The organism is Mucilaginibacter sp. P1_A3 (genome assembly GCF_056406855.1).
In genome coordinates this window covers 212,675-234,324 of sequence record NZ_JBFTZJ010000002.1, presented here as the reverse complement: position 1 = coordinate 234,324, position 21,650 = coordinate 212,675, and the positions used below count along the sequence as shown (strand labels likewise).

At 40.6% G+C, this 21,650-nt stretch carries 9 protein-coding genes; 2 read left to right on the top strand and 7 right to left on the bottom strand.

What is annotated here, in order from left to right; all coding sequences use genetic code 11:
- Positions 1-26 precede the first annotated feature (26 nt).
- The 3 genes from AC1D0K_RS05220 to AC1D0K_RS05210 are packed head-to-tail and all read right to left on the bottom strand — an operon-like array spanning position 27 to position 5,870.
- Positions 27-725 carry a DUF3823 domain-containing protein gene (locus AC1D0K_RS05220; protein WP_295721180.1) on the bottom strand — a complete coding sequence of 233 codons (699 nt, stop codon included), beginning with the start codon at positions 723-725 and terminating at the stop codon, positions 27-29.
- Positions 726-744: 19 nt separating this feature from the next.
- Entirely contained in the window at positions 745-2,640 is a 1,896-nt protein-coding gene (locus tag AC1D0K_RS05215) for a RagB/SusD family nutrient uptake outer membrane protein (RefSeq protein WP_477432258.1), read from the bottom strand.
- 23 nt (positions 2,641-2,663) lie between these two features.
- The gene (locus AC1D0K_RS05210; RefSeq protein WP_477399055.1) at positions 2,664-5,870 is read right to left on the bottom strand and encodes a SusC/RagA family TonB-linked outer membrane protein; all 3,207 of its coding nucleotides are present in this window, start codon (positions 5,868-5,870) and stop codon (positions 2,664-2,666) included.
- A 194-nt stretch (positions 5,871-6,064) separates the two neighbouring features.
- Between AC1D0K_RS05210 and AC1D0K_RS05205 the strand changes: the two genes are divergently transcribed.
- Complete coding sequence (locus AC1D0K_RS05205; protein ID WP_477399057.1) at positions 6,065-10,051, top strand: hybrid sensor histidine kinase/response regulator transcription factor; 3,987 nt, start codon at positions 6,065-6,067, stop codon at positions 10,049-10,051.
- A gap of 4 nt (positions 10,052-10,055) precedes the next feature.
- Here AC1D0K_RS05205 and AC1D0K_RS05200 read toward each other — a convergent pair whose 3' ends face one another.
- Complete coding sequence (locus AC1D0K_RS05200) at positions 10,056-11,378, bottom strand: vanadium-dependent haloperoxidase (RefSeq protein WP_477442185.1); 1,323 nt, start codon at positions 11,376-11,378, stop codon at positions 10,056-10,058.
- A 235-nt stretch (positions 11,379-11,613) separates the two neighbouring features.
- On the opposite strand from AC1D0K_RS05200, the gene AC1D0K_RS05195 reads away from it, so the two are divergent.
- On the top strand, positions 11,614-15,177 hold the full coding sequence (locus tag AC1D0K_RS05195; protein WP_477399606.1) for a VCBS repeat-containing protein: 3,564 nt from the start codon (positions 11,614-11,616) through the stop codon (positions 15,175-15,177).
- A 57-nt stretch (positions 15,178-15,234) separates the two neighbouring features.
- Here the strand turns inward: AC1D0K_RS05195 and AC1D0K_RS05190 are convergent, their stop codons facing one another.
- From AC1D0K_RS05190 to AC1D0K_RS05180, 3 genes are read right to left on the bottom strand one after another with little or no spacing between them, the layout of a single operon-like run.
- Entirely contained in the window at positions 15,235-17,628 is a 2,394-nt protein-coding gene (locus AC1D0K_RS05190) for a hypothetical protein (protein ID WP_477442183.1), read from the bottom strand.
- A 13-nt stretch (positions 17,629-17,641) separates the two neighbouring features.
- On the bottom strand, positions 17,642-18,826 hold the full coding sequence (locus AC1D0K_RS05185) for a DUF4249 domain-containing protein (RefSeq protein ID WP_477392290.1): 1,185 nt from the start codon (positions 18,824-18,826) through the stop codon (positions 17,642-17,644).
- A gap of 51 nt (positions 18,827-18,877) precedes the next feature.
- Positions 18,878-21,649 (bottom strand): TonB-dependent receptor, encoded by a 2,772-nt coding sequence (locus tag AC1D0K_RS05180; RefSeq protein WP_477392288.1) that lies wholly within the window; start codon positions 21,647-21,649, stop codon positions 18,878-18,880.
- Position 21,650 lies beyond the last annotated feature (1 nt).

The following is a 21,650-nucleotide window of genomic DNA, read 5'->3' as shown; positions in this document are numbered from 1 at the left end:
TAGCATGACCCCAACCAATTATTAACTTAGAAGGACACTTTTACTAAAGGAGAGAAAATCATATCCTCAACCCCACTTATTTTAATACCTACACGGGCAAAAACATAATTCTGGGTAGGTGATATACCAGGAATACTAACATTCATAGTGATGTTATTCAGGCTTGTAATTGCCGAGCCCGCTAATTCCGAATTAGCTATATTATCTCCGTTAGACACAAACTGAGTTTTATTGATATAAAGGTTCACCCTGTCAATACCTTTGGCATTAGCATCGGTAATTACCTTTTCTATACTAAAAACAGCTGTTACCTTGTTACTGCCAGCGGTTATATTAGCATTGCGTACCATATAGTAAGGAGTTACCTCAATATCCATTTTCTGGCTGCCGCTTATGGTAATGGCCAAACTATCCCTTTTACCTGCACTCAGTTCCTTCCACATGAAAGGACCCTGATTTGGCGGTATAGTAAATTTATATTTGCCATTAAACAAAAGTGTTGAATAAACTCCATCCTGGCCAAATGTGCCCACAATAGCGCCTGTTTTACCAAATCCCGGCTGATAAAGCTCAAAAGGCACCTGGTTATATTCCACATTTATTGCATCGCCTTTGTAAGTTAAACGCCCGCTAAACGTTGATGATGGCGCATCATAATTATCTTTCTTACAACCCGTGGTTGCAAGTAAAAGCGCTATAATTATATGATGAAATTTTATTTTCATGATCGTAATTTAATTAATACTATTGATTTGGTTGTTTAACAATTTTAGGGTTTGCTGACAATATATCATCCCCAATTTGTGAGTAATAATTACCCAATTGAAACCTGTTGGTGCCAGTTACCGAGCTTGGCTTAACTTCCTTAAATAACCACTTACCATTGTTAGCATTACCAGGATTATAATATTTGTATGGCCATAATCCGTAAGGCTGGGTATTGTGTTTAGAAGCCTTGCCAATATTACTAACAAGATCAGCAACTGTCATCTGGTTACCATCCCAAACTATGTGAGCAAGTCTCCAGCGTTTCATATCAAATAATGTATGCCCTTCAAAGGCAAGTTCAATCCGGCGCTCATGAACTATCCTGTCAAATGTAATGTTGGCTGCTGTTAATGGTATGGTTAAACCTGCGCGGGCCCTAACCTGATTCATATATCCGGCTGCTACACCTGCCTGGCCTAATTCAAAGGCTGCTTCAGCTCCGTTTAATAAAACCTCGGCATAACGATAACGAATAAAGTTAACATCGCTACCACGGCCACGACGACCAGAACCTACAGTTGGATCAAGATACTTACGAATATAAAAACCGGTTTGAGTACGGAATTCCAAACCATTTACCGGTCCATCCTTACCTACCACCTGTACGGGCGTAGTTGTACCCGGCAATGGTTTTAACTGAACGGCATCACCACTGGTAAGTATGCTTCCATCGGCCAACTGGTAGCCTGCCCATACATCAGTACGTTTACCTTTAAATAAACCATTGGGTAAAAGTACGGTACCCGCCAGTCTTGCGTCTCTGTTGGCAAAAATATCAAGCTGATCTGCATAATAAATTGGATTGCCAGAGCCATCTTTAGTTGCCAAAGGCGCATAAGTATTATCCAGTTTTTCAAAAGCTTCAACCAGGTTTAATGAAGGATTTAAGCGGCCGGCATCTAAACCTTCGTCAGATATAGAATAAGGCTGATCGTTGGTAGTAAAGCCATGGGTTTTGCCTCCGTTAGCTTTAAAATCCTCCACAAATATCGACTCTGAACTGGCTTTATCTAAAAATAGATTGGCAAAGTTGTCACTTGGATCAGGCAGTTGTTTGTACAATGAATAATTACCGGCACTGCCATTAATTATAGCCTGTGCTGCTGCCAAAGCTTTAGTATAGTAGCCGGTTGCCATGCTTGCAGGGATACCCACCTCGTTGCCTGGTAGTGTAACCTGTGGAGTTGTAGCGCCGTATTTAGCAATTGATGCTGCATATAAAGCCGCTCTTGCTTCCATAGCTAATATAGCACCGGGTGTTGCTCTTGATTTTTCTTCAGGTTTTGGCGGTAATAATCCTTTAATAGCCTCAGCTTCACTGATTATGAAATCATATACATCAGATTCTTTTGAACGTGGTATTTGCAAAGGAATAACATTGCCCGAAAAATCATAATCAAGCGGCTCGGTAATCAGTGGTACACCACCCATCCTCTTCACCAGTTCAAAATAATAATTGGCCCGCAGAAATCTGCCTTCGGCAATAAATTGATTTTTATCTGCTGCGGTAAGTTTAGTTGCTGTTGTTGCGCGCTTAATAAAAAGGTTCAGGTCCCTAACATAGGTGTAATCCCATGTACCCCATTCGCCATAACCCCAACCGGTTCTTTGTACAAAGAATGAGCTGCCATTTTCTGAAGGGAATGACTCACTAAAATCAGCAAAGGAAGACCAGCCGTTATCAAGACCAGAAAAATCGACTGTTCGGTTGTATAGGTCGCCGAGGATTGAAAGCACCAGGTTAGGATCTGAAAACGCCAGATCGGCGGTTACAATCTGTTTAGGCGGCACGTTTAAAAACTCGCTATCTTTTTTGCATGATCCCGTAATTAACAGGGCAGCAAACGTAGTTATTATTGTTATTTTTTTCATTGAATTTAAACTTAAGGGATTAATTAAAAGGTTAAATTAACACCGAAGTTAAGGACCTTACTTTGAGGAAACTGAAGCCCGTTATCGTCCGTTGTTTCGGGATCAACCGAGTATTGCTTCAAGTTATCAAATGAAAACATATTATACGCGTTAACATAAAATCTCGCTTTCCTGATCTTAACCTTTGCCAATAAATTAGCAGGTAATGAATAACCCAATTCAAGAGTTCTTGCTCTAAGATACTTTACGCTGTGTAACCAGAAGGTTGAATTATGTGAGTAATCGCTGTGACCGGTGCCCGGATTTACCCTGTTTGCGGGATATTTACCAGGGATCCATGTGCTGTTTACATCAAATGGATCTGAATGGTGATACCTATCTTCGAATATGGTATTTAAGTTACCGTTGTTTTGGAAAGCCCATCTTGTTTCCCAGTTCTGGAACCAGGTATAACCTGCACCACCAGAGAAATCTGCATGAAAATCAAACCCTTTGTATGCTCCTCCCAAAGTAAACCCAAAGTTAATATTAGGTTGTGTGCCATAACCAAACCCAATCGGACGATCATCGTATTGGTCAATTTTACCATCTCCGTTTTGATCTTTGTATATCAAATCCCCGGGTAGTAAACTACGGTTGCCTTTACCATCAATGTTAACAGTATAGTTATTAATCTGAGCCTGTGACGTGAACTGACCTATAACCTGGTAACCCCAATCTATATGCGAGTACCTGTTTTCTGTTGAGTTTCGGTATTGATCCCATGAATTATAAAACAATGGGTTGTATGACTGTAAATTCTTTTGGCGACTGTATGAAAAATTACCACCTACATTAAAAGTAAAATTACCAACTTTACCATTATAATTAAGTGCGATTTCTCCTCCTCGCTGCGAATCGCTGCTGGTATTTTCCTGAGGCAATCCATAACCTACCTCTATAGGTAAGATCACGTCATTTTTTGTACCAAGCAAACCAGTACGTTTCCTGTAAAAATAATCAACCGTACCGGTAAGACTGCTATTTAGGAAACTAAAATCCATCCCAACATCAGTTATCTTACTTTTTAACCATGATATATTAGTAGTTACTATACCTTTATCTCTGGATGTTACAACGGCATTACCATCAATTATGGCAGTACCTGTATTGTAGTTGTAACCAGGCAGATAAGAATAAGCACCAATAATCGGCTGACTTGAGTTATTAGGATTTCTATCATCTCCTAATACACCATATGAACCACGAATTTTCAAATCATTAAGTACGCTGTGATCTCCCAGCAGGTTTTTCATAAATCCTTCCTGGGTAATTCTCCAGCCGGCAGATACACCGGGGAAATAACCAACACGTTTATCTGGTGCAAAAAGGTATGATGCATCACGTCTTGCCGATGCTTCTAAGTAATATTTGTTATCGTAATTGTAATTGACTCTGCCGATGTAGCCAATACGGGCCTCTTTGTTATCGCTATCCTCATATCTATCGGCAGTAGGGAAATAAATAAGCGGCAGGTTGTTTGAAACCGGTGATGCATGAATCCAGTTCCTTAAGTGCTGCAGCTCAATGCGCTCAGATACAAATGTAGCACCTACGGTATGCTTGCCAAATGTATTATTATAGTTTAACTGCCATTGTAAAGTCTTAGCAAATTCTTTACGTTGTTCGCGTTCTCTCCATGGATTGGTGCTCCCGCCTGTTATATCATAGGTGTTTGTTGCAGGCCTGTAAGTATAAGCATTGTAGGTATACTCCTGGTTGTTTAGTAAATAATCGGCAATATAATATGAGTATAAACCTTTTAAAGTTAACCCTTTGATGCCTGGTATCTGATACTCTGCACCAAAATTGGTTTGTAATACACGCCAATCGCTATGATATACACCTGAAAGTTTATCGTTCAAAAACGCGTAATTTGATTCGGTGTGACCAATATCATTTAAATAAGCAGGATTGTCATTTGCAAAAGGACGCTCCAGAGGTGTATTCCTTAATACAGCAAACTTGGCCAGGAAATAATCGTCCCCTCCCGGTACACCTGGATTTTCGCGGGTTTCTATACGCCCATTGATATCCAGGCTAACTTTTAAGCCGGCAGCCACTTTAACAGAAACATTTGATTGGATATTTGAGCGATTAAATTTATACTCTTTACCCAATTGTGAGTTCTGATATAAATTTGTTGCCGATACATAATAGTTAACTCTATCTGTTCCACCTGTAAAATTGGCATTTACTGAGTTTTGAGGGGCATTATTATTGCTTTTCAAAACATAATCGCGCCAGTTAAAACTACGGTAAGCCGGATCAGTACCTGCTTTGTATTTATCAAGTTCGGCCTGAGTAATACTTGTTGAACCATTGTCATTTACCTCTGCCTCGGCCCGATAGCGCATGTAATCATAGGAGTTGGTAAGCACATTGGGAAACCTAAACCAATTTTGATAGCCTGTATAAGCATCAATATTGATGCGGGCGTCACCACTACCCTTCTTTGTGGTTACCACCACAACACCATTTGCAGCACGCACCCCGTAAATAGCCGCCGAACCATCCTTTAAAACAGTAATGCTCTCTACATCATTTGGTGAAAGGTTATTAAACTGACCTTCATCTTGCTGGATACCATCAATTACATATAAAGGCGAGCCCATGTTACGAATCTGGATGTTGGCGCTTGCTCCCGGCCGGCCTTCTGACATTCTGAAAGTAACACCCGGAATTTTACCCGCTAAACCTGTACTTACCGTTGAACCGGCATGCACCCGATCAAGATCTTTACTGGTTACGCTGGAGATTGCACCCGTAATAGATTCCTTTTTTTGCGAACCGTAACCAGTTACCACAATCTCCTGTAAGGATGCGTTACTTGATTTCATACGTACCGTTATTACGGTTCTACCGTTTAAAGGTAAATCGATAGTTGTAAAACCAATGTAGCTTAATACCAAAACGCTGTTGGCATCAGGTACGGTGATACTGAAGTGTCCTTTTACATCTGTTGTTGTTCCTCCCTGCGCTCCGCGTATCCGTACACCCACGCCCGTAAGCGCCTCGCCCGTAGTATCAGATACGGTTCCGCTTACCTTCACCTGTGCAGATGCACCAAGCGAAAAAAGCAGGCAGCTCATAATGGAAAATACAACTAATGTTACTTTTTGGCGCCATTTACTGGGTGGCCATTGCATGTGGGAGAACCCCTCATACCTGAGTAGTAAAAATTTTCTCATAAAGTTATTTATTTATTGGTTAATTGTTGTTTTTAAAAATGTAGGGATGACATATTTAAATTACGATGTAAAGAAAAAGGATTTTGGGTGCTCCTTATTAACCAAATCATATCAATAATTAGTCAAAAAGTATCAATTTTTATTCAGACGAAAACCGTTAATCAGAATGGTTATATTTGTCTAAGCGAACCATTTTGAGACCGATATATTTATTTTATTTATTACTCCTTGTTCCGTTTAATATCTGTAATGCGCAGCCTTATTACTTCAGGCATTACCAGGTAGAAAACGGACTGTCAAACAATACAGTTTACTGCAGCCTGCAGGATAAACAGGGATTTTTATGGTTTGGTACCAAAGATGGATTAAACCGTTTTGATGGCTATACTTTTAAAGTTTTCAGGCATAATCCAAAAGATAAAAACAGCATTATCAGTAATATGGTACATGCTTTATCAATTGATAAAGACGGCAGCTTTTGGGTAGCTACCGACCAGGGCCTTGATAATTACACCCCAAAAACCGAAAAGTTCACCCACATTACCACAAACAATAACGCCATAAGATATATTGTAAACGACCGCTATGGCAACTGCTGGTTTGTATCAAGAGGTAGCTTAATGAAGTATGAGAAAAGAACAGGTAAAATAATCGATTACAAATCATACCAGCATTTCGAAGCAAGTTCAATAGCTATTAACAATGGCGATATATGGGTATCATCAACAACTGGTACGTTAAACAAACTGGATACCGTTGCCCACACATTTACTGGCTTTAATGTATTTAAAAATTCTCAATGGGTTACCTCAACCTTTATCGAAAAAATATTTGCAGTTGGCAACAACAAAATATTTATTGGCACCACCAGCCAGGGACTCAAGGAGTTTGATTGCAGTAACGGTACTTATAAAGATCTTTTAACCTATAACACCAATAAAACGGCTGTTTATGTAAGGGATTTTGTAAAATATACCGAAAACGAATTCTGGATAGCAACAGAATCGGGGGTATTTATATATGACGTAGCAAAAGGCACTTTCACCAATCTCAAAAAAAAGTATAACGACCCCTATTCCATTTCCGACAACGCAGTATATACACTTTATAAGGATGTGGAGGGCGGTATCTGGGTAGGCACCTATTTTGGTGGGCTTAATTATTATCCAAAACAATACTCTACTTTTAACAAGTATTATCCGGGTCCCGAAAATTCGCTGAATGGTAACGTTGTACGCGAAATCTGTAAAGATATATATGGTAATCTTTGGTTAGGAACCGAAGATAACGGACTTAATAAGCTAAGCCCCGATAAAACCACCTGGACACATTACTTTCCGGGGGTAAAAAACGGCATTACCAATACCAACATCCATGGTTTACTTGCCAATGGTAATGAGCTGTTTATAGGCACGTTTGAACGCGGTTTGGATATTCTGAATATACCTACCGGCAAGGTAGTACGCTATTACCTGGCAGGCAAGGGAAAAAACGATCTGAAAAGTAATTTCATCATCTGTTTCATCAAAACACGGTCTGGCGCAATTTTGATAGGGACAACTCAAGGCCTGTACCGGTATAATACGGAGAAAAAGGATTTTACACTTATTGACCGGGTGCCCGAGCACGATTTTGTTTACTCCCTGCTCGAAGATCATAACGGCAAAGTGTGGGTTGGTACTGTACATGATGGTATTTACTGTTATGATCCCGATAAAAACACCGGCAGTAAATTTAACTACAGGTACACTGTAAAAAATGCCCTCAATAACACCACGGTAAATGGTTTATTTGAAGATAGCAACAATAACCTATGGTTTGCAACCGAAGGACTTGGGTTATGGAAATACAATCTGCATACAGGAGCTTATAAATTTTTTGACCTCAGCAATGGCTTTCCCAGCAACTACGTTTTCAGAATTCTGGAAGATAACAAGAAAAATATATGGGTAAGCACTACCCGTGGCCTGGTTTGTTTAAACATTATAAACGATGGTATAAAAATTTACACCAAGGCAAGTGGGTTGCTAAGCGATCAGTTTAACTACAACTCGGCGTTTAAAGATACCGATGGCACCATGTACTTTGGTTGTGTAAAAGGCATGGTAAGTTTTAATCCATCGGCATTTAAAGAAAATAATTTTGTGGCCCCCGTATACATTACCGGTTTCCAGGTTCATAACCAGGAGATTTTGGTTAAAGGCAGCGATTCATTACTCAACAGCTCTATTATCTACACCAAAAAAATCGATTTAAATTATAACCAATCATCTTTCAGTATTGATTTTGCAGCCCTAAGTTTTCCATCTCCCGAAATGACCCGGTATAAATACATGATGAAAGGGCTTGATAAAGGGTGGACAGACCTGAACCGGAACCGGAAGGTTTATTTTACTCAATTATTACCCGGCCATTATACTTTTATAGTTAAAGCCGCAAATAACAATGGTGCCTGGCTTACAAAAGAAACCATACTGCAAATAAATATTGCCCCTCCGTTTTGGGAAAGTGTGTGGGCCTATATACTGTATGCTTTACTAATTATTTTAACCATTTATTACCTGCTGAATCAATACCATACCCGCAACCGCTTAAGAAACAACCGGCTGATTGAAATACTGGAAAGCGATAAAGAGAGGCAGATCTACAATGCCAAAATTGAGTTTTTTACCAATGTTGCCCATGAAATACGCACTCCGTTAACTTTGATAAAGGGGCCGATGGAGAAAGTTATTAAACGGGCCGAGCATGTTCCGGATATCCAGAACAATCTTAAAATAATGGAAAAAAACACCAACCGTTTGCTCGATCTCACTAACCAGTTGCTGGATTTCAGGAAGACCGAAACCAACGGATTTAGCCTGAGTTTTGTTAAAACCGATATTGCCGAATTGCTTGAGGAGGTGTTTTCGAGATTTAAACCGATGGCGGAGCAAAAAAACCAAAATTATTCGCTAAAACATGTTGACAAAAACCTGTATGCTTACGTGGATATAGAGGCTTTTACCAAAATCATAAGCAATCTTATCAACAACGCCATAAAGTACGGCACATCAGCAGTAGAGATTGAACTACTGAAGAGTGAACCAAACGATTGTACTTTTACCGTCGAAATCAGGAATAACGGGTATATAGTACCCTATGAAATGCGGGAAAAAATATTCGAACCTTTTTTTAGGATGAAGGAATCGGAGAAGCAGATAGGTACAGGCATTGGGCTTTCGCTTTCACGCTCGCTGGCCGAATTACACAAGGGCTTATTGGTTTTAAACAAATCCATTAATGATTTTAATATTTTTAACCTCACATTACCCATACACCAGGAAAAGGAATTTGACCTGCACAACACTCCAGACAATTACGAACTAACCGATACTGTTAAAGAAGATAATTTTGATTTTATGAAGCCGATTATACTTTTAGTGGATGACAATCCCGAGATCCTTGATTTTATTTCGGATGACCTGAGCGATAAATATGCTGTAATAAAAGCCTTTAACGGTCAGGAGGCCCTGGATATGATAGAAATTGAAAACATTCAGCTTATCATAAGTGATGTAATGATGCCGGTTATTGATGGATTTGAACTGTGCAAACGAATAAAAACCAATTTTGATTACAGCCATATACCCATCATACTACTCACCGCCAAAAACACCCTGCAAAGTAAAATTGAAGGTTTGGAAGTTGGTGCCGATGCCTATATCGAAAAACCATTTTCGCCCGAGCATTTACAGGTGCAAATAGCCAATCTGCTTATCAACCGTAATAAAATAAAAGATCATTTCGCAAGTTCGCCGCTGGCCAATATTAAAACCATGGCCTACTCCAAACCTGATGAAAGCTTTTTGGATAAACTAAACGCGGTTATCAACAACAACATCCAAAACCCGGACCTGGATGTGGAGCACATTGCCAATTTGATGAATATGAGTAAGCCAACCTTATACCGTAAAGTTAAAGCTATATCAAACCTTACCATCAACGAGCTTATCAATATTACCCGCTTAAAAGCCGCCGCAAAACTGCTGGAGGATGGTGATTATAAAGTTTATGAAGTGGCAAATATGGTTGGTTACAGCTCACAATCGCACCTGGGCCGTAACTTTTTAAAACAATTTGGCACTACCCCAACTGAGTATCAGCAAAATAAGAGAAACAGTAAGATTAAAACATTTTAAGTACCTACCTGCGGGTTTTTAATTTGGTAAGGGCAAACTCGCCAATCCTTACGCCTTCATCAACCCCGTTAACTATGGATGGCATATAATGAATGCCCCCGTAAAAGCGACTCATGGCAGCCTCATCAGCCGCTGCTTTAAATGATTTAAACTGGCGTGCCGGAATGCTAAATTCCACTTCGGTAGAATCGGTAAAAGCCAAATTACTGCCAAATAATTTGCCAAGCACTATAGCCGACGCATTTGAAACTACGCTATGCCCACTGGTATACTCCGGGAAAGGTGGTGTTTGCAGCAGGGGCATCCAGTTTTGGTCAATGTATTGATTAATGTAGGTTTCGGGCCGTATCACTTTGCTTTTATATTTTTCGTCCCAGCAATTGATAAAGCTATCGGCAATTACAACCGCCATGCAGGCGTAGGCTTCTGAAGTGCGCACATAATCTGCGTTCACCTTTCTGCAAACAATGCCGGTAATATTTATCCAGTGCCCTCCCGGCGATATCTTCTTTGTAGCAAACATGGTATGCCCGTTGGTATTCACCTTAAATGGGTTATCATCCCAATAATTAGCTATCGTTGTTTGTTCAGGAGTTAAATGCAGTCCTGCTTCGCGTACGGCTACAGCCAGTTTGTAAAAGTAGCTGTCAGGTTTTAAAGAGAAATCAACCGCTTTTGCCGGTTTAAACTGCTGTGCCGAATCGAGAATAAAAGGCCTTATTTCATTCCAATGCGGCTCAACGCCTTTCATGTAGGCTGGTGGAGTAGGTTTCCAGGTTGCATCATCAGTTTGCACATCGTATTTAGATAATGATCTTGTGTGCTTGTAGTTATCCTTACCAGCCCATTTAAGTATCCTATCCGCAATAAGCTTTCCGTATGCAATGGAATTTTGGTATACATCATCGGGCATGCCTGTATTTTTATATTCATCCATCAACGTAGTATGAAAACCCTCTATCCTACCTTCTGACATGACCAGTATCTTACCAACCGTTAAAATGGCGTGTGATGCCGCCAAAGAGTAGCAGTATTGTTTACCGGCCTGGGGTTTGGGTACAGAATCGAGCCCTTTTAATTGTCCAGTAAGTGAGATGTAATTTTTGTTTCCATTAACCGCCGCTTCGTATCCGGCAACGGTGATATAGGCATAAATGCGACTAGCAACGGGTGGCGAATAAATATCATGCAGCATTACTTCTGTAACCTCCCTAACAGACCGATGGATATAATTAGGATCTTCGGCTAATTTTTGCCATCCCTTTTGTTTGCATGAACATGAAATTAATAACGAGGCAGTAAATAAAACAAAGTAAAATTTCTTCATATAACGGATAACAATAATTCAATTGAGGTTAATTGGCCCTAACGGGTTAATAATCAAAGCTAATAGTAAATACATAAACAAACATTACACGATACTATTTGACGAAATATTGATATGATTTGCAGAATCCTTTATGTCAAAATCCATTTTCTTTACGTACGCTTACTGTTTAATCACCAGTAAGTTAAAGCTTAACCATAGCATAAACCAATATTCAATTAGTAGCGATAATTTCATGATAAAAAGTTTACCAATCCAGTTTAAACTGTTTATAATACTATTCCTTTTTTTGGCCCAGGGTTGTTCGCGCAAACAGGGCGGCTCTACCCTTTTTAAACTGTTGGATCCATCTCAAACCGGCATCAAATTCAAAAACACTTTAACCCCCAGTGACAGTATCAACATTCTGAATCATCCTTATTTATACAATGGCGCAGGTGTAGGGATAGGTGATTTTAATAATGATGGCCTGCCCGATGTTTATTTTGCCGGTAATATGGTTGCCAACAAATTATACATTAACAAAGGCGACCTGAAATTTAACGATGTTACTGATATTGCAGGGGTAAATGGCGAAGGTAAATGGAGCGCGGGCGTATCGGTAATAGATATCAATAACGATGGAAAACAGGATATTTATGTGTGCGCATCTTTCAAATCGAACCCCGAACAGCGCCGCAATATGCTTTATATAAACCAGGGAAATAATAAAGACGGCATTCCAATTTTTAAGGATGAAGCAAAGGCTTACGGCCTGGATGACGATGGTTATAGCACACAGGCCATATTTTTTGACTACGACCATGATGGCGACCTGGATATGTACCTGCTTACCAACTTTTTGGGTAAAACAACACCGGTTGCCTATCGCCTCAAACTAAGTGATGGCAGCGCCGAGAACAACGATCGGCTATACCGCAACAATGGCAATGGCACATTTACCAATGTTACCAAAAAGGCTGGCATTTTGATGGAAGGTTTTGGCAACTCGGTATCTATAACCGATATCAACAACGATGGCTGGCCGGATATTTATGTGGGTAACGATTTTATATCGAACGATCTGTTATATATCAACAACAAAAACGGAACATTTACCAACCGCGCAGACGAATATTTTAAGCATACGGGTTGGTCGGTAATGGGGTCAGATATGGTAGATATCAACAACGATGGCCTCCCCGACCTGGTATCATTAGAGATGCTTCCCGAAGAAAACGTGCGCAAAAAAACCATGCTGATGGGTGATAACTATATCACCTACATCAACAATACAAAATTTAAATATGAGCACCAATACATTCGTAACGTACTGCAATTAAACCAGGGGCAAACGCCTTTAGGTCACCCTCAATTTAGCGATGTTGCCTACATGGCTGGTGTTTATCAAACCGATTGGAGCTGGACTCCATTGGTAGCTGATTTTGATAACGACGGTTACCGGGATATGGTGATCACAAACGGATACCCACGCGATGTTACCGACCTTGACCATGCACTTTACAGCAACGACCAGGGCCGCACGGTTAAGGAAAACAGAACATTGGCCGCTGCCGATTCATTCCCAGTTGTTAAAACAGCCAGTTACGCTTTTAAAAATCAGGGCGGTTATATGTTTGCCGATCAGTCAAAAGACTGGGGCATAGTTAAGCCAACCTTTTCAACAGGCGGCGTTTATGCCGATCTGGATAATGATGGCGACCTTGACCTGGTGATCAACAATATTGACGACGATGCCTTTATTTATGAAAATACCCTCAACAATAAAACACTGGTAGCCCAAGCGCATAATTACTTAACAGTTGCCTTACAGGGCAATACCAAAAATCGTGATGGTATAGGCGCTATCATTCGGGTATATTACCAGGGCAAACAGCAGTTTTATGACCAGCAGCCCTGCCGGGGTTATATGAGTACTGACGATGCCAAGGCACATTTTGGTATTGGCACTGCAAATAAAGTTGATTCGCTGCGCATCCGCTGGGCCGATGGTAAAACACAATTAATTAAAAACATTAAGACCAACCAAACCCTTACTTTGCAATATAAGAACAGCGGGGGCAGCTACCCGGCAGGGATACCGGTTAATGCCAAACCTGTTTTTAAATCAGCTGAAAGTCAACTCGGTATAAAATATGTACATCAGGAAAAAGATGCGATTGACTACAACATTCAACCAACTTTACCTCATAAACTAAGCCAGTACGGACCATCCATTGCTGTAGGCGATATTGATAATAACGGTTATGATGATTTTTACATCGGTGGATCTGCCGGCAACAAAGGTGTATTTTTTATGCAGGGTAGTGATGGCAAATTTACCATGGACGGCAAGCGTTTTTTAAACGATAGCTTTAAGGAAGAAGAAGATATGGGCGCGCTTCTGTTTGATGCCAATAACGATGGCTTCCTTGACCTGTATGTGGTAAGTGGTAGTTATGAATTCCCTAAGGATCATACATCGGCACAAGACCGCTTGTATATCAACAACGGCAAAGGGCAGTTTAGCAAAAGCTTTGGAGCTGTACCAGTAGAGTATGATAACGGTTCCTGTGTTCGTGCTGCAGATTTTGACCATGATGGCGACCTCGACCTATTTGTTGGTGGGCGTTCAGTTTCTGGCGCTTATCCATCATCGCCGGCGAGCCATTTATACCGCAACGATGGTGGTAAATTTACAGATGTAACGGCCCAGCTTTGCCCCGACCTGGTACATGGTGGAATGATCACCGATGCTTTATGGACGGATTTTGATAAGGACGGCAAGGTTGATTTGATCGTTGTTGGCGAGTGGATGCCGATCAACTTTTACAAAGGGGACGGAAGTGGCTTTAAAAAAATAAAATCGGGTATTGATACCCATGTGGGCTGGTGGAATAGCATAGTGGCCGGCGATTTTAATAATGATGGTAATATTGACTACATAGCGGGAAACCTGGGTCAAAACTCCAACTATAAAGCATCATTTACGCAACCTATGACCATTATGGGGAAAGACCTTGATGGTAACGGCTCATTTGATGCCATGATATTTTGCTATATGAAAGCCGAAGATGGTTCGCAAAAACCATTCCCGATGCACACCCGTGATGATTTAATCAGTCAGCTTATTTCTATCCGTAAAAAATACCCAAGCTACAGGGGCTTTGGTCACGCTACCATGGATGACCTTTGGAGCGATAAGGATAAAGAAAACGCGGTGATCATGAAAGCTACCGATATGAACACCAGCTTAATTGAAAATAAAGGAAACGGAAAATTCCAAATAAGCGCCATGCCTTTGGCTACCCAAACAGCCCCGGTTTACGGCATGATAGCTAAAGATGTTGACCAGGATGGTAACCTCGACTTAATAATGGTTGGTAATGATTTCGGCATGGAGCCTTTTACCGGCCGCCATGACGCCTTTATGGGCTTGTATATGAAAGGTAATGGTAAAGGCGGCTTTGCCCCCCTATCCATAGCTCAAAGCGGTTTATTTATTAATGGAGATGCTAAAGGATTAGCTTCAGTGCAATCGGCAAATGGAGGTGAGTTTTTTGTTGCTACACAAAACCAGGACAGCCTGAAAGTTTATAAACAAACAGGAAATATCTCCAAGCCTAAGAAATTCATTAAGCTTAAACCGGATGATTTTTTTGCTGATATTACCTATAAAAACAACAGCAAAAAACGGGTGGAGTTTTACTATGGTTCTACCTACCTGTCGCAATCATCCCGTAATTTGGAGGTTGATGCCGATGTTGCAAAGATCACCATAACCGGCTATACCGGCAAAAAAAGAGATGTGAGTAATTAATACAAATGGCGGAGTTTTATTAAAATTCCGCCATTTAAACATCTTATCAAAACAGTTTTACTTATTTACCTGTGTTGAATAACCGGGTGTAACCTCAAAACTAAAGGTTTGGCTACCAGCTTCGCCGTTAGGGGTAATACCTTCTATCACACCAATATATTTCCCCGGTTGATCTGAAGTATAAAACGACACCTGCTTTTTACCGGCAGCGCCTGTATTTACAGATGGAGCCCAATACAACACGTTCCTAAAATCGGGCATATGACTTGCAGCTTGCTCATCGGTATCATACGCAGGTGAATAAAATTGGCGCTGCTGCTGCAATCCTTCATAATCCAACACCACCGCGTGCGGGTCTATTTCGGCACCACCAAGGTCGCCTTTATAGCTTGTGAGGCTTAGTATCCCTTTTTCATAAGATGCACCCAGGGAGTAATTAAAAGGCACATCCTCCAGCTTGCGAATTTTAAGCGGATCAACAGCAAATACTTTATTCATATTAAAAAATGGCACACCATCAATCAGCACCATGGGGTCTTCTTCGCCCAGGAAACCAATCCCGCTGACTACCCTTACCCTAAACTGGTTACGCGTATGAAATACGTTAACTTCCCTGATATACTCGCGCATTACCTCTTCAATAGTTGTAAATCGGGTGTAATTATCTAAAAGATAAGTTTTAAACGGTGGGCCATAAAATGCGCTGGTATCTACATATGGCTCGTTAAACTGTTTCATCCGGGGACCGTTGTAAATATTCTGCACCTGCATGGCTATGGTTTGATCTTCAAATGTTGTTTGCATAGCAGGGGTCACATCCAGGCGCGGTAATGCTATAGGAGCAAACCGTTCAGAAAATGGAGTTAAAATATCAATCCTGTAATTGGTGTCAATAGTAGTATTGGTTTCAGCAACAACCTCATTTTGCCCATAAAACTCTTTCATGTTAAAGATCAGCCGGCCACGGGCATCGCTTTTTGCCGAGTATAGTTGTATATGTTTGCCCGGTATACCCAAATAAGCAACAATATCTTTTTCTGGTTGCTCATTTAATTTATTAGTGATCTTAGCCGTAATAATGGGCCCGTTAAGCTCTGGTAAAAAGTTAAATACCGGCGCTTTTTTACTCAATACATCATTCCAGGCAAAACTTCTCCAGCCTTGTGTAAGCATCAGGTTATCTAAAGCCTCATCTGCCGTGGCATTGGTGTTTTTAAAATAGTATCCGGGCAATTCAATATTTCCTTTCAGATCAGATCTTAGCCATAAATAGCTTAGTATATTTTCCTGATCATTATGTTGTAAAGAATCCAGCCTATAGACTGATAATGACAAATCAGCAGCCACAGGCTTATTGCCCTGATCCTTTGCACTTATAGCAACAGCAACTTTTTTGCGGATAGTATATTGCAGCGCGTCCGTATTGGCTTCAATGGCCATACTTTTAATTGGGCGCTTGAAATATAAGCGTTCGCAAACAGGCTTTTTATCGGCATCAAAAATGGTAATTTGTGATATACCCTCGCCCAGTTTATTCTTATCAATGGTGAATGTAATTGTGCCATTATTATTAACTGCGGTTTCAACAAGCTTGATCACGTTTCGGGTGTGGGCAAACAGGTAAATATCTTTTGATGGTAAATTTGTTCGCACAGTAACCGATAACTGACCATTGCCATTATCTTTTAAATTCATTACGTAACCATTGGCGTAAACCGGCGGCAGCTCTTTTTGGATTACTTTACCGGCAATGTTTATAATAGTATGGTATGCCACACCATTTTCGGGCTTGAAAGTAAAATGGCCAATACCAAATTTAAGAGGTTGAAACCTCACTAAGGTGTCGTTCCTCTGATTTAAAATCGCTCCTTTAAAATCTACACTTTTACCCCATTGGTCTGCGGCCTTTACGCCTATTATACTTGTAATACCGTTAACCAAATTACCACCTTCCGGAAAAAACTGAACATCATAGGCTGGCAATGCTTTCTTATCTGCTTTATCCGGACTTTTCAACGGGTTAATGATGATTAGCTTTTTTGAATAATAGTAATCGGGACTAAAATTTTTCATCCAGCTGGTATAAGCCCTCAACACAAAATTACCTGTTGATAAGTTAACCGGGATATATAAAGAGCCACTTCCGGCACCATCCTTCATGGCTATTTTAGTTTGCAAAACAGGGTTCTGTTTTTCGTCAAGCACCTCTACATACACAACTTTACTTAGGTTAAGCGGCTTCATAAAAATGCCATCTACGTTGTATACCTTAAACCACAGCAATTCACCTGCGGTATAGCCGTTTTTATCGGTATGTACATACAGCTTTTCCTGCAGGGTATTTGAGGTATACTCTTTAAAGCTATTCTGCACATCGGGCAATACCTGTCCAAACGATTTGGTTAAGGTCAACATCGCGAATGCGAAAAAAACAACACTGATTTTTCTCATAGCTTATAATTTTTTATTTCCAAAACGATGGTTTTTTATTTGTTCCCCGTAATGTACAATCCACACATAATGGTGTTGATGCCAGGTACCCTCCCGGAGCATAATCAACCGCTAACTGAAAGCCCCCATAAATCAGATCATTTACTTCATTGACATATATTGGTGGAATTGTTGGAATAGTACTTGTTACCTTGCGCGCGTATAGCAGTGTATTTAACTGACAGCTGCCATATGGAGTTTCGGGCACCCAGTTTCCGGGAAGATTAGCCTTATCAACAAAAATTCTTTTTTGCGCCACCTGGCCCACGGTCACAAAACCGATAACAGGCTCATTAGGATTGCTAAGGCAATGCAGATTACCCGTTAACTCCGATGGTTGGGGATCGAAAATCCCTCCTATCTGCTCGGTGTTTTTCTTTAAAAGCTCAAAATAATTAAAGGCCTCGGCCGTAATCACATACTGCTTTATTAATATGCTATACCTGAGGCGAAGCTTTTCTGAATTGGCTGTAATTAGCGCCATAGGCGCATCGCTTATTTTATCCGCGGCAAGCTTTGCCGATGAACCTGTAATTATGGAGTTAGATGTATCGCTTACCCAGCAATTGTATACTTTTTTTTCGGGAGTTCTGGGAGTCTGAATGTCTGGTGGTGGCGGTGAATCGTTTTTAACTACAATAATCTGCGATTCAAATGCACTTTGGATCTGGTAGGTTTCCGTATACTCCCACCTGTAATATTTGCTGTTATTACTCGCATCATGCGTATCAACACCTATTTGCAAGCCATCATTCTTTACAGCAGTCCTTACGCTATCAATGGGGGGCGAGTTTTTTACCTGTACAAAATCCGAAGCATATTTACCGCCATTTGATGTAGTAATTTTAAGGCTGTATTTTTCGCCGGACGACAAGTTTAAAGGTGCGGATACATAAACCCCTCCGCCTTTACTATTCAACTTATAACTTGCACCACCAGCACCTTCAACTGTTACTGTAGCGCCCAGCTCGGGGTTCGCCCTTGAATTACTATCCAGGTTTACCGTACGGCGCAGGGTTATAGTAGTAGAATCGCCAGACGAGATATTGCCATCAACAACCAGGTAACTGGTTATCTTAGCCGAAGGCGCAATCGTGAGTTGCTTTTTACAACCCGTTGCCCCTGCCAGCACAAATAAAATGTATAATATTTTTTTCATCGCACTAATTCAAAATCCTTTTTATTCAGTTCTTATACTTTAGCATCAACATTAAAACCGGATATTATAATTTATAAATGGTATCGGCCGCGCAAAAATGGATAGTTGGTATGAATTGATAACTCCCCCCTGCTGCTGAAAAAATGTTGAATAAGCGTTTTGCCGTCCGGTTAAATTGTACACACCCACCGTCCAAGAGTTATGGAAAGTTTGATGAACTTTATGGTTTCCATCTATATTGATAGAAAAATCGGACCTGAAATAATCAGGGATCCGGTATTTGTTCCTGCCTGAGTAAAAAACACGCTCGGCCCCATTTGAATAATACTTGGCAATAGGCAACGTAATAGGCCGGCCTGTGCTATAAGTTACATCCAGCGAAATGCTGTAACGGTGGGTAATACGATAATTGCCCGTAAAGTTAAAGCTATGGGGCTTATCGTAATTAGCCGGGTAGTATGCCCCTCCATTTATCAGCTGACCGGCAATAGCATCATCCTGCTTTAAAAATGTGCGCGAGTAGGTATAATTAATCCATCCGTTTAACTTACCGGTTGTTTTACGTACAGAAAGTTCAACACCATAAGCTTTACCCTGGGTGTTTAATACCTCCTGCTCAACAGCGTGGCTCATTATCAACTTGGCACCGCTTTTATAATCAAGGTAATTATCAATATGCTTATAGTATACTTCAACCGATGTTTCAATGGTATTTTGCTTTGCATTTTTAAATACGCCAAATGATACCTGGCTCCCATATTGGGGTTTAATATTAGGATCGCTCAGTTTATAAATGTCAATAGGCGATATGGCAGTGGTGTTTGATAACTGGTGAATATATTGCGCAAGTGTATTATAGCTGGCCTTTAATGACAGGTCATCATCTATATTATAGCGTGCCGATACCCTGATTTCGGGGCGCGAATAGGTTTTAATTACCTTGCCTCCGCCATAGTTTGTGCTATCAACCACATTTAAAGGAGTGCGCGGTAAGCCCGGCGCATAATTACGAATGGTTTGCGAGCCAAGGTAATTAAACAGCGAATACCTGATGCCGGCACTTATCGTAAAATCGGGCGTTATATCATATTTATCGCCCAGGTAAATAGCACTTTCCAGTGCCTGTTCATCTGCGACGTTATCGGGCACTATTAATGAGGATGCGTTATTTGGCGTTTCGCTGCCGGGGTTTAGCTTATAATAAATGGTGCTTAAACCAAAATCAAGGGTATTATTCCTGTTAAGGTAATAGGTAAAATCGGCTTTTAAATTGGTTTGGTTGATGCCAAATTTAAGTTTGTAGGCATTTACTGGGTTCGCACTGCTTGCAATATCATATTTATAACCATCGTAACCTACGGTTAACAAACTGTACAGCTTACTGTTAAAGTTGTGCTTCCATTTTATGTTGGCATTTCTATTACTATAGCTGTAAGTAGTATCGCTGTTTAACCTGAAATTATCACTGCTGATATAAGTGGATACATAAATGTTATTATCCTTATTTACCTGGTGGCTAAGATCAAGGTTAAGATCATAAAATGAAGCATGACTATGTTTATACGCCTGGGGTAATAACTTCAGCAACCAATCTGAATAGCTGGTACGGCCGCCAAATATGAACGAGGTTTTATCTTTTACAATTGGGCCTTCAACATTAAGCCTGCTGGTAAGCAAGCCTATACCTGCCGAACCGGTAAACACTTTTTTGTTGCCCTCCCTATTGGTTACCTCAAGCACCGACGATAAGCGACCGCCAAATTTTTCCGGTATGGTGCTTTTATACAACTCAATCCCCTTTACAATATCGGGGTTAAAGGCCGCGAAGAAACCAAAAAAGTGGGCAGGGTTATAAATTGTTTTATCATCAAGCAATATGAGGTTTTGATCGGCAGCGCCCCCTCTAACGTTGAAGCCTGTAGTGGCCTCGCCTACTGTTTGCACGCCTGGCAGCGTTAACACAATGCGTAAAACATCGGCCTCCCCAAAAACAGCGGGTACTTGCTTTATACTTTTAATGTCCAGCCTGCTCACGGCCATTTCGGTACTGCGCACGTTGGCTACTTTATCGGCCGATATTTTTACCTCCTTTAAGGTGGTTACCTGGTCTTGCAATTCAATATTAAGTTCCCCATCGGTATACAACATAATTTGCCTGCGGGCATCTTTCATGCCTATTCCTTTAACTATTAAAAGTTGCTTTCCGCGAGGTAATGCAAGGGTATAATAGCCAAACTGATCTGTCGTTACACCCAGGCTTGAATTGCTTACATAAATGCTTGCCCCGGCTATAGCCCCGCCAGATTTACTGCTTTTTACATACCCCGATATGGTTGCCTTGCCCGCTTTTATATCGTTGGTTTTTATACCTATTTCATACAACTTATTTTCTAATGTTGATTCAATTACCGGCTTTTTAACAGGAGTTGTTGTAAAGTCAATTACCGGCGATGAAACAACCGGCTGTACCTGCCCGGGTTTAACATTAAAATAGCCGGCAGCCGGTTGCGTCAGGATCTCCTTTTCGCGGGTTAAAAAAACCTGCATTTTGGATGCCACTATTGCATAATGATAAACAGTATTGTGAAATGCCAGGCTGAGTATATTAACTAAAGGCTGATCATTTGCCTGGAGTGTTATTTTTAAGCTATCAAATTGCGTACGATCATAATAAAAATGGTAGCCGCTTTTTACTTCAAGCTCAGTTGCAAATTGTTCAACCGTGGCCAGCTGAAAATTAACGCTTATATTTTTTGAAATACCCTGTGCATGTAATAATTTAACCGCTAAGAAAAGAATAATAGTAAAGTAGATTTTTTTCATA

Bases quoted from the DNA above. Each gene is read 5' to 3' on its own strand.
- AC1D0K_RS05220 (WP_295721180.1), bottom strand. From the start codon at position 725: ATGAAAATAAAATTTCATCATATAATTATAGCGCTTTTACTTGCAACC.
- AC1D0K_RS05215 (WP_477432258.1), bottom strand. From the start codon at position 2,640: ATGAAAAAAATAACAATAATAACTACGTTTGCTGCCCTGTTAATTACG.
- AC1D0K_RS05210 (WP_477399055.1), bottom strand. From the start codon at position 5,870: ATGAGAAAATTTTTACTACTCAGGTATGAGGGGTTCTCCCACATGCAA.
- AC1D0K_RS05200 (WP_477442185.1), bottom strand. From the start codon at position 11,378: ATGAAGAAATTTTACTTTGTTTTATTTACTGCCTCGTTATTAATTTCA.
- AC1D0K_RS05195 (WP_477399606.1), top strand. From the start codon at position 11,614: ATGATAAAAAGTTTACCAATCCAGTTTAAACTGTTTATAATACTATTC.
- AC1D0K_RS05190 (WP_477442183.1), bottom strand. From the start codon at position 17,628: ATGAGAAAAATCAGTGTTGTTTTTTTCGCATTCGCGATGTTGACCTTA.
- AC1D0K_RS05185 (WP_477392290.1), bottom strand. From the start codon at position 18,826: ATGAAAAAAATATTATACATTTTATTTGTGCTGGCAGGGGCAACGGGT.
- AC1D0K_RS05180 (WP_477392288.1), bottom strand. From the start codon at position 21,649: ATGAAAAAAATCTACTTTACTATTATTCTTTTCTTAGCGGTTAAATTA.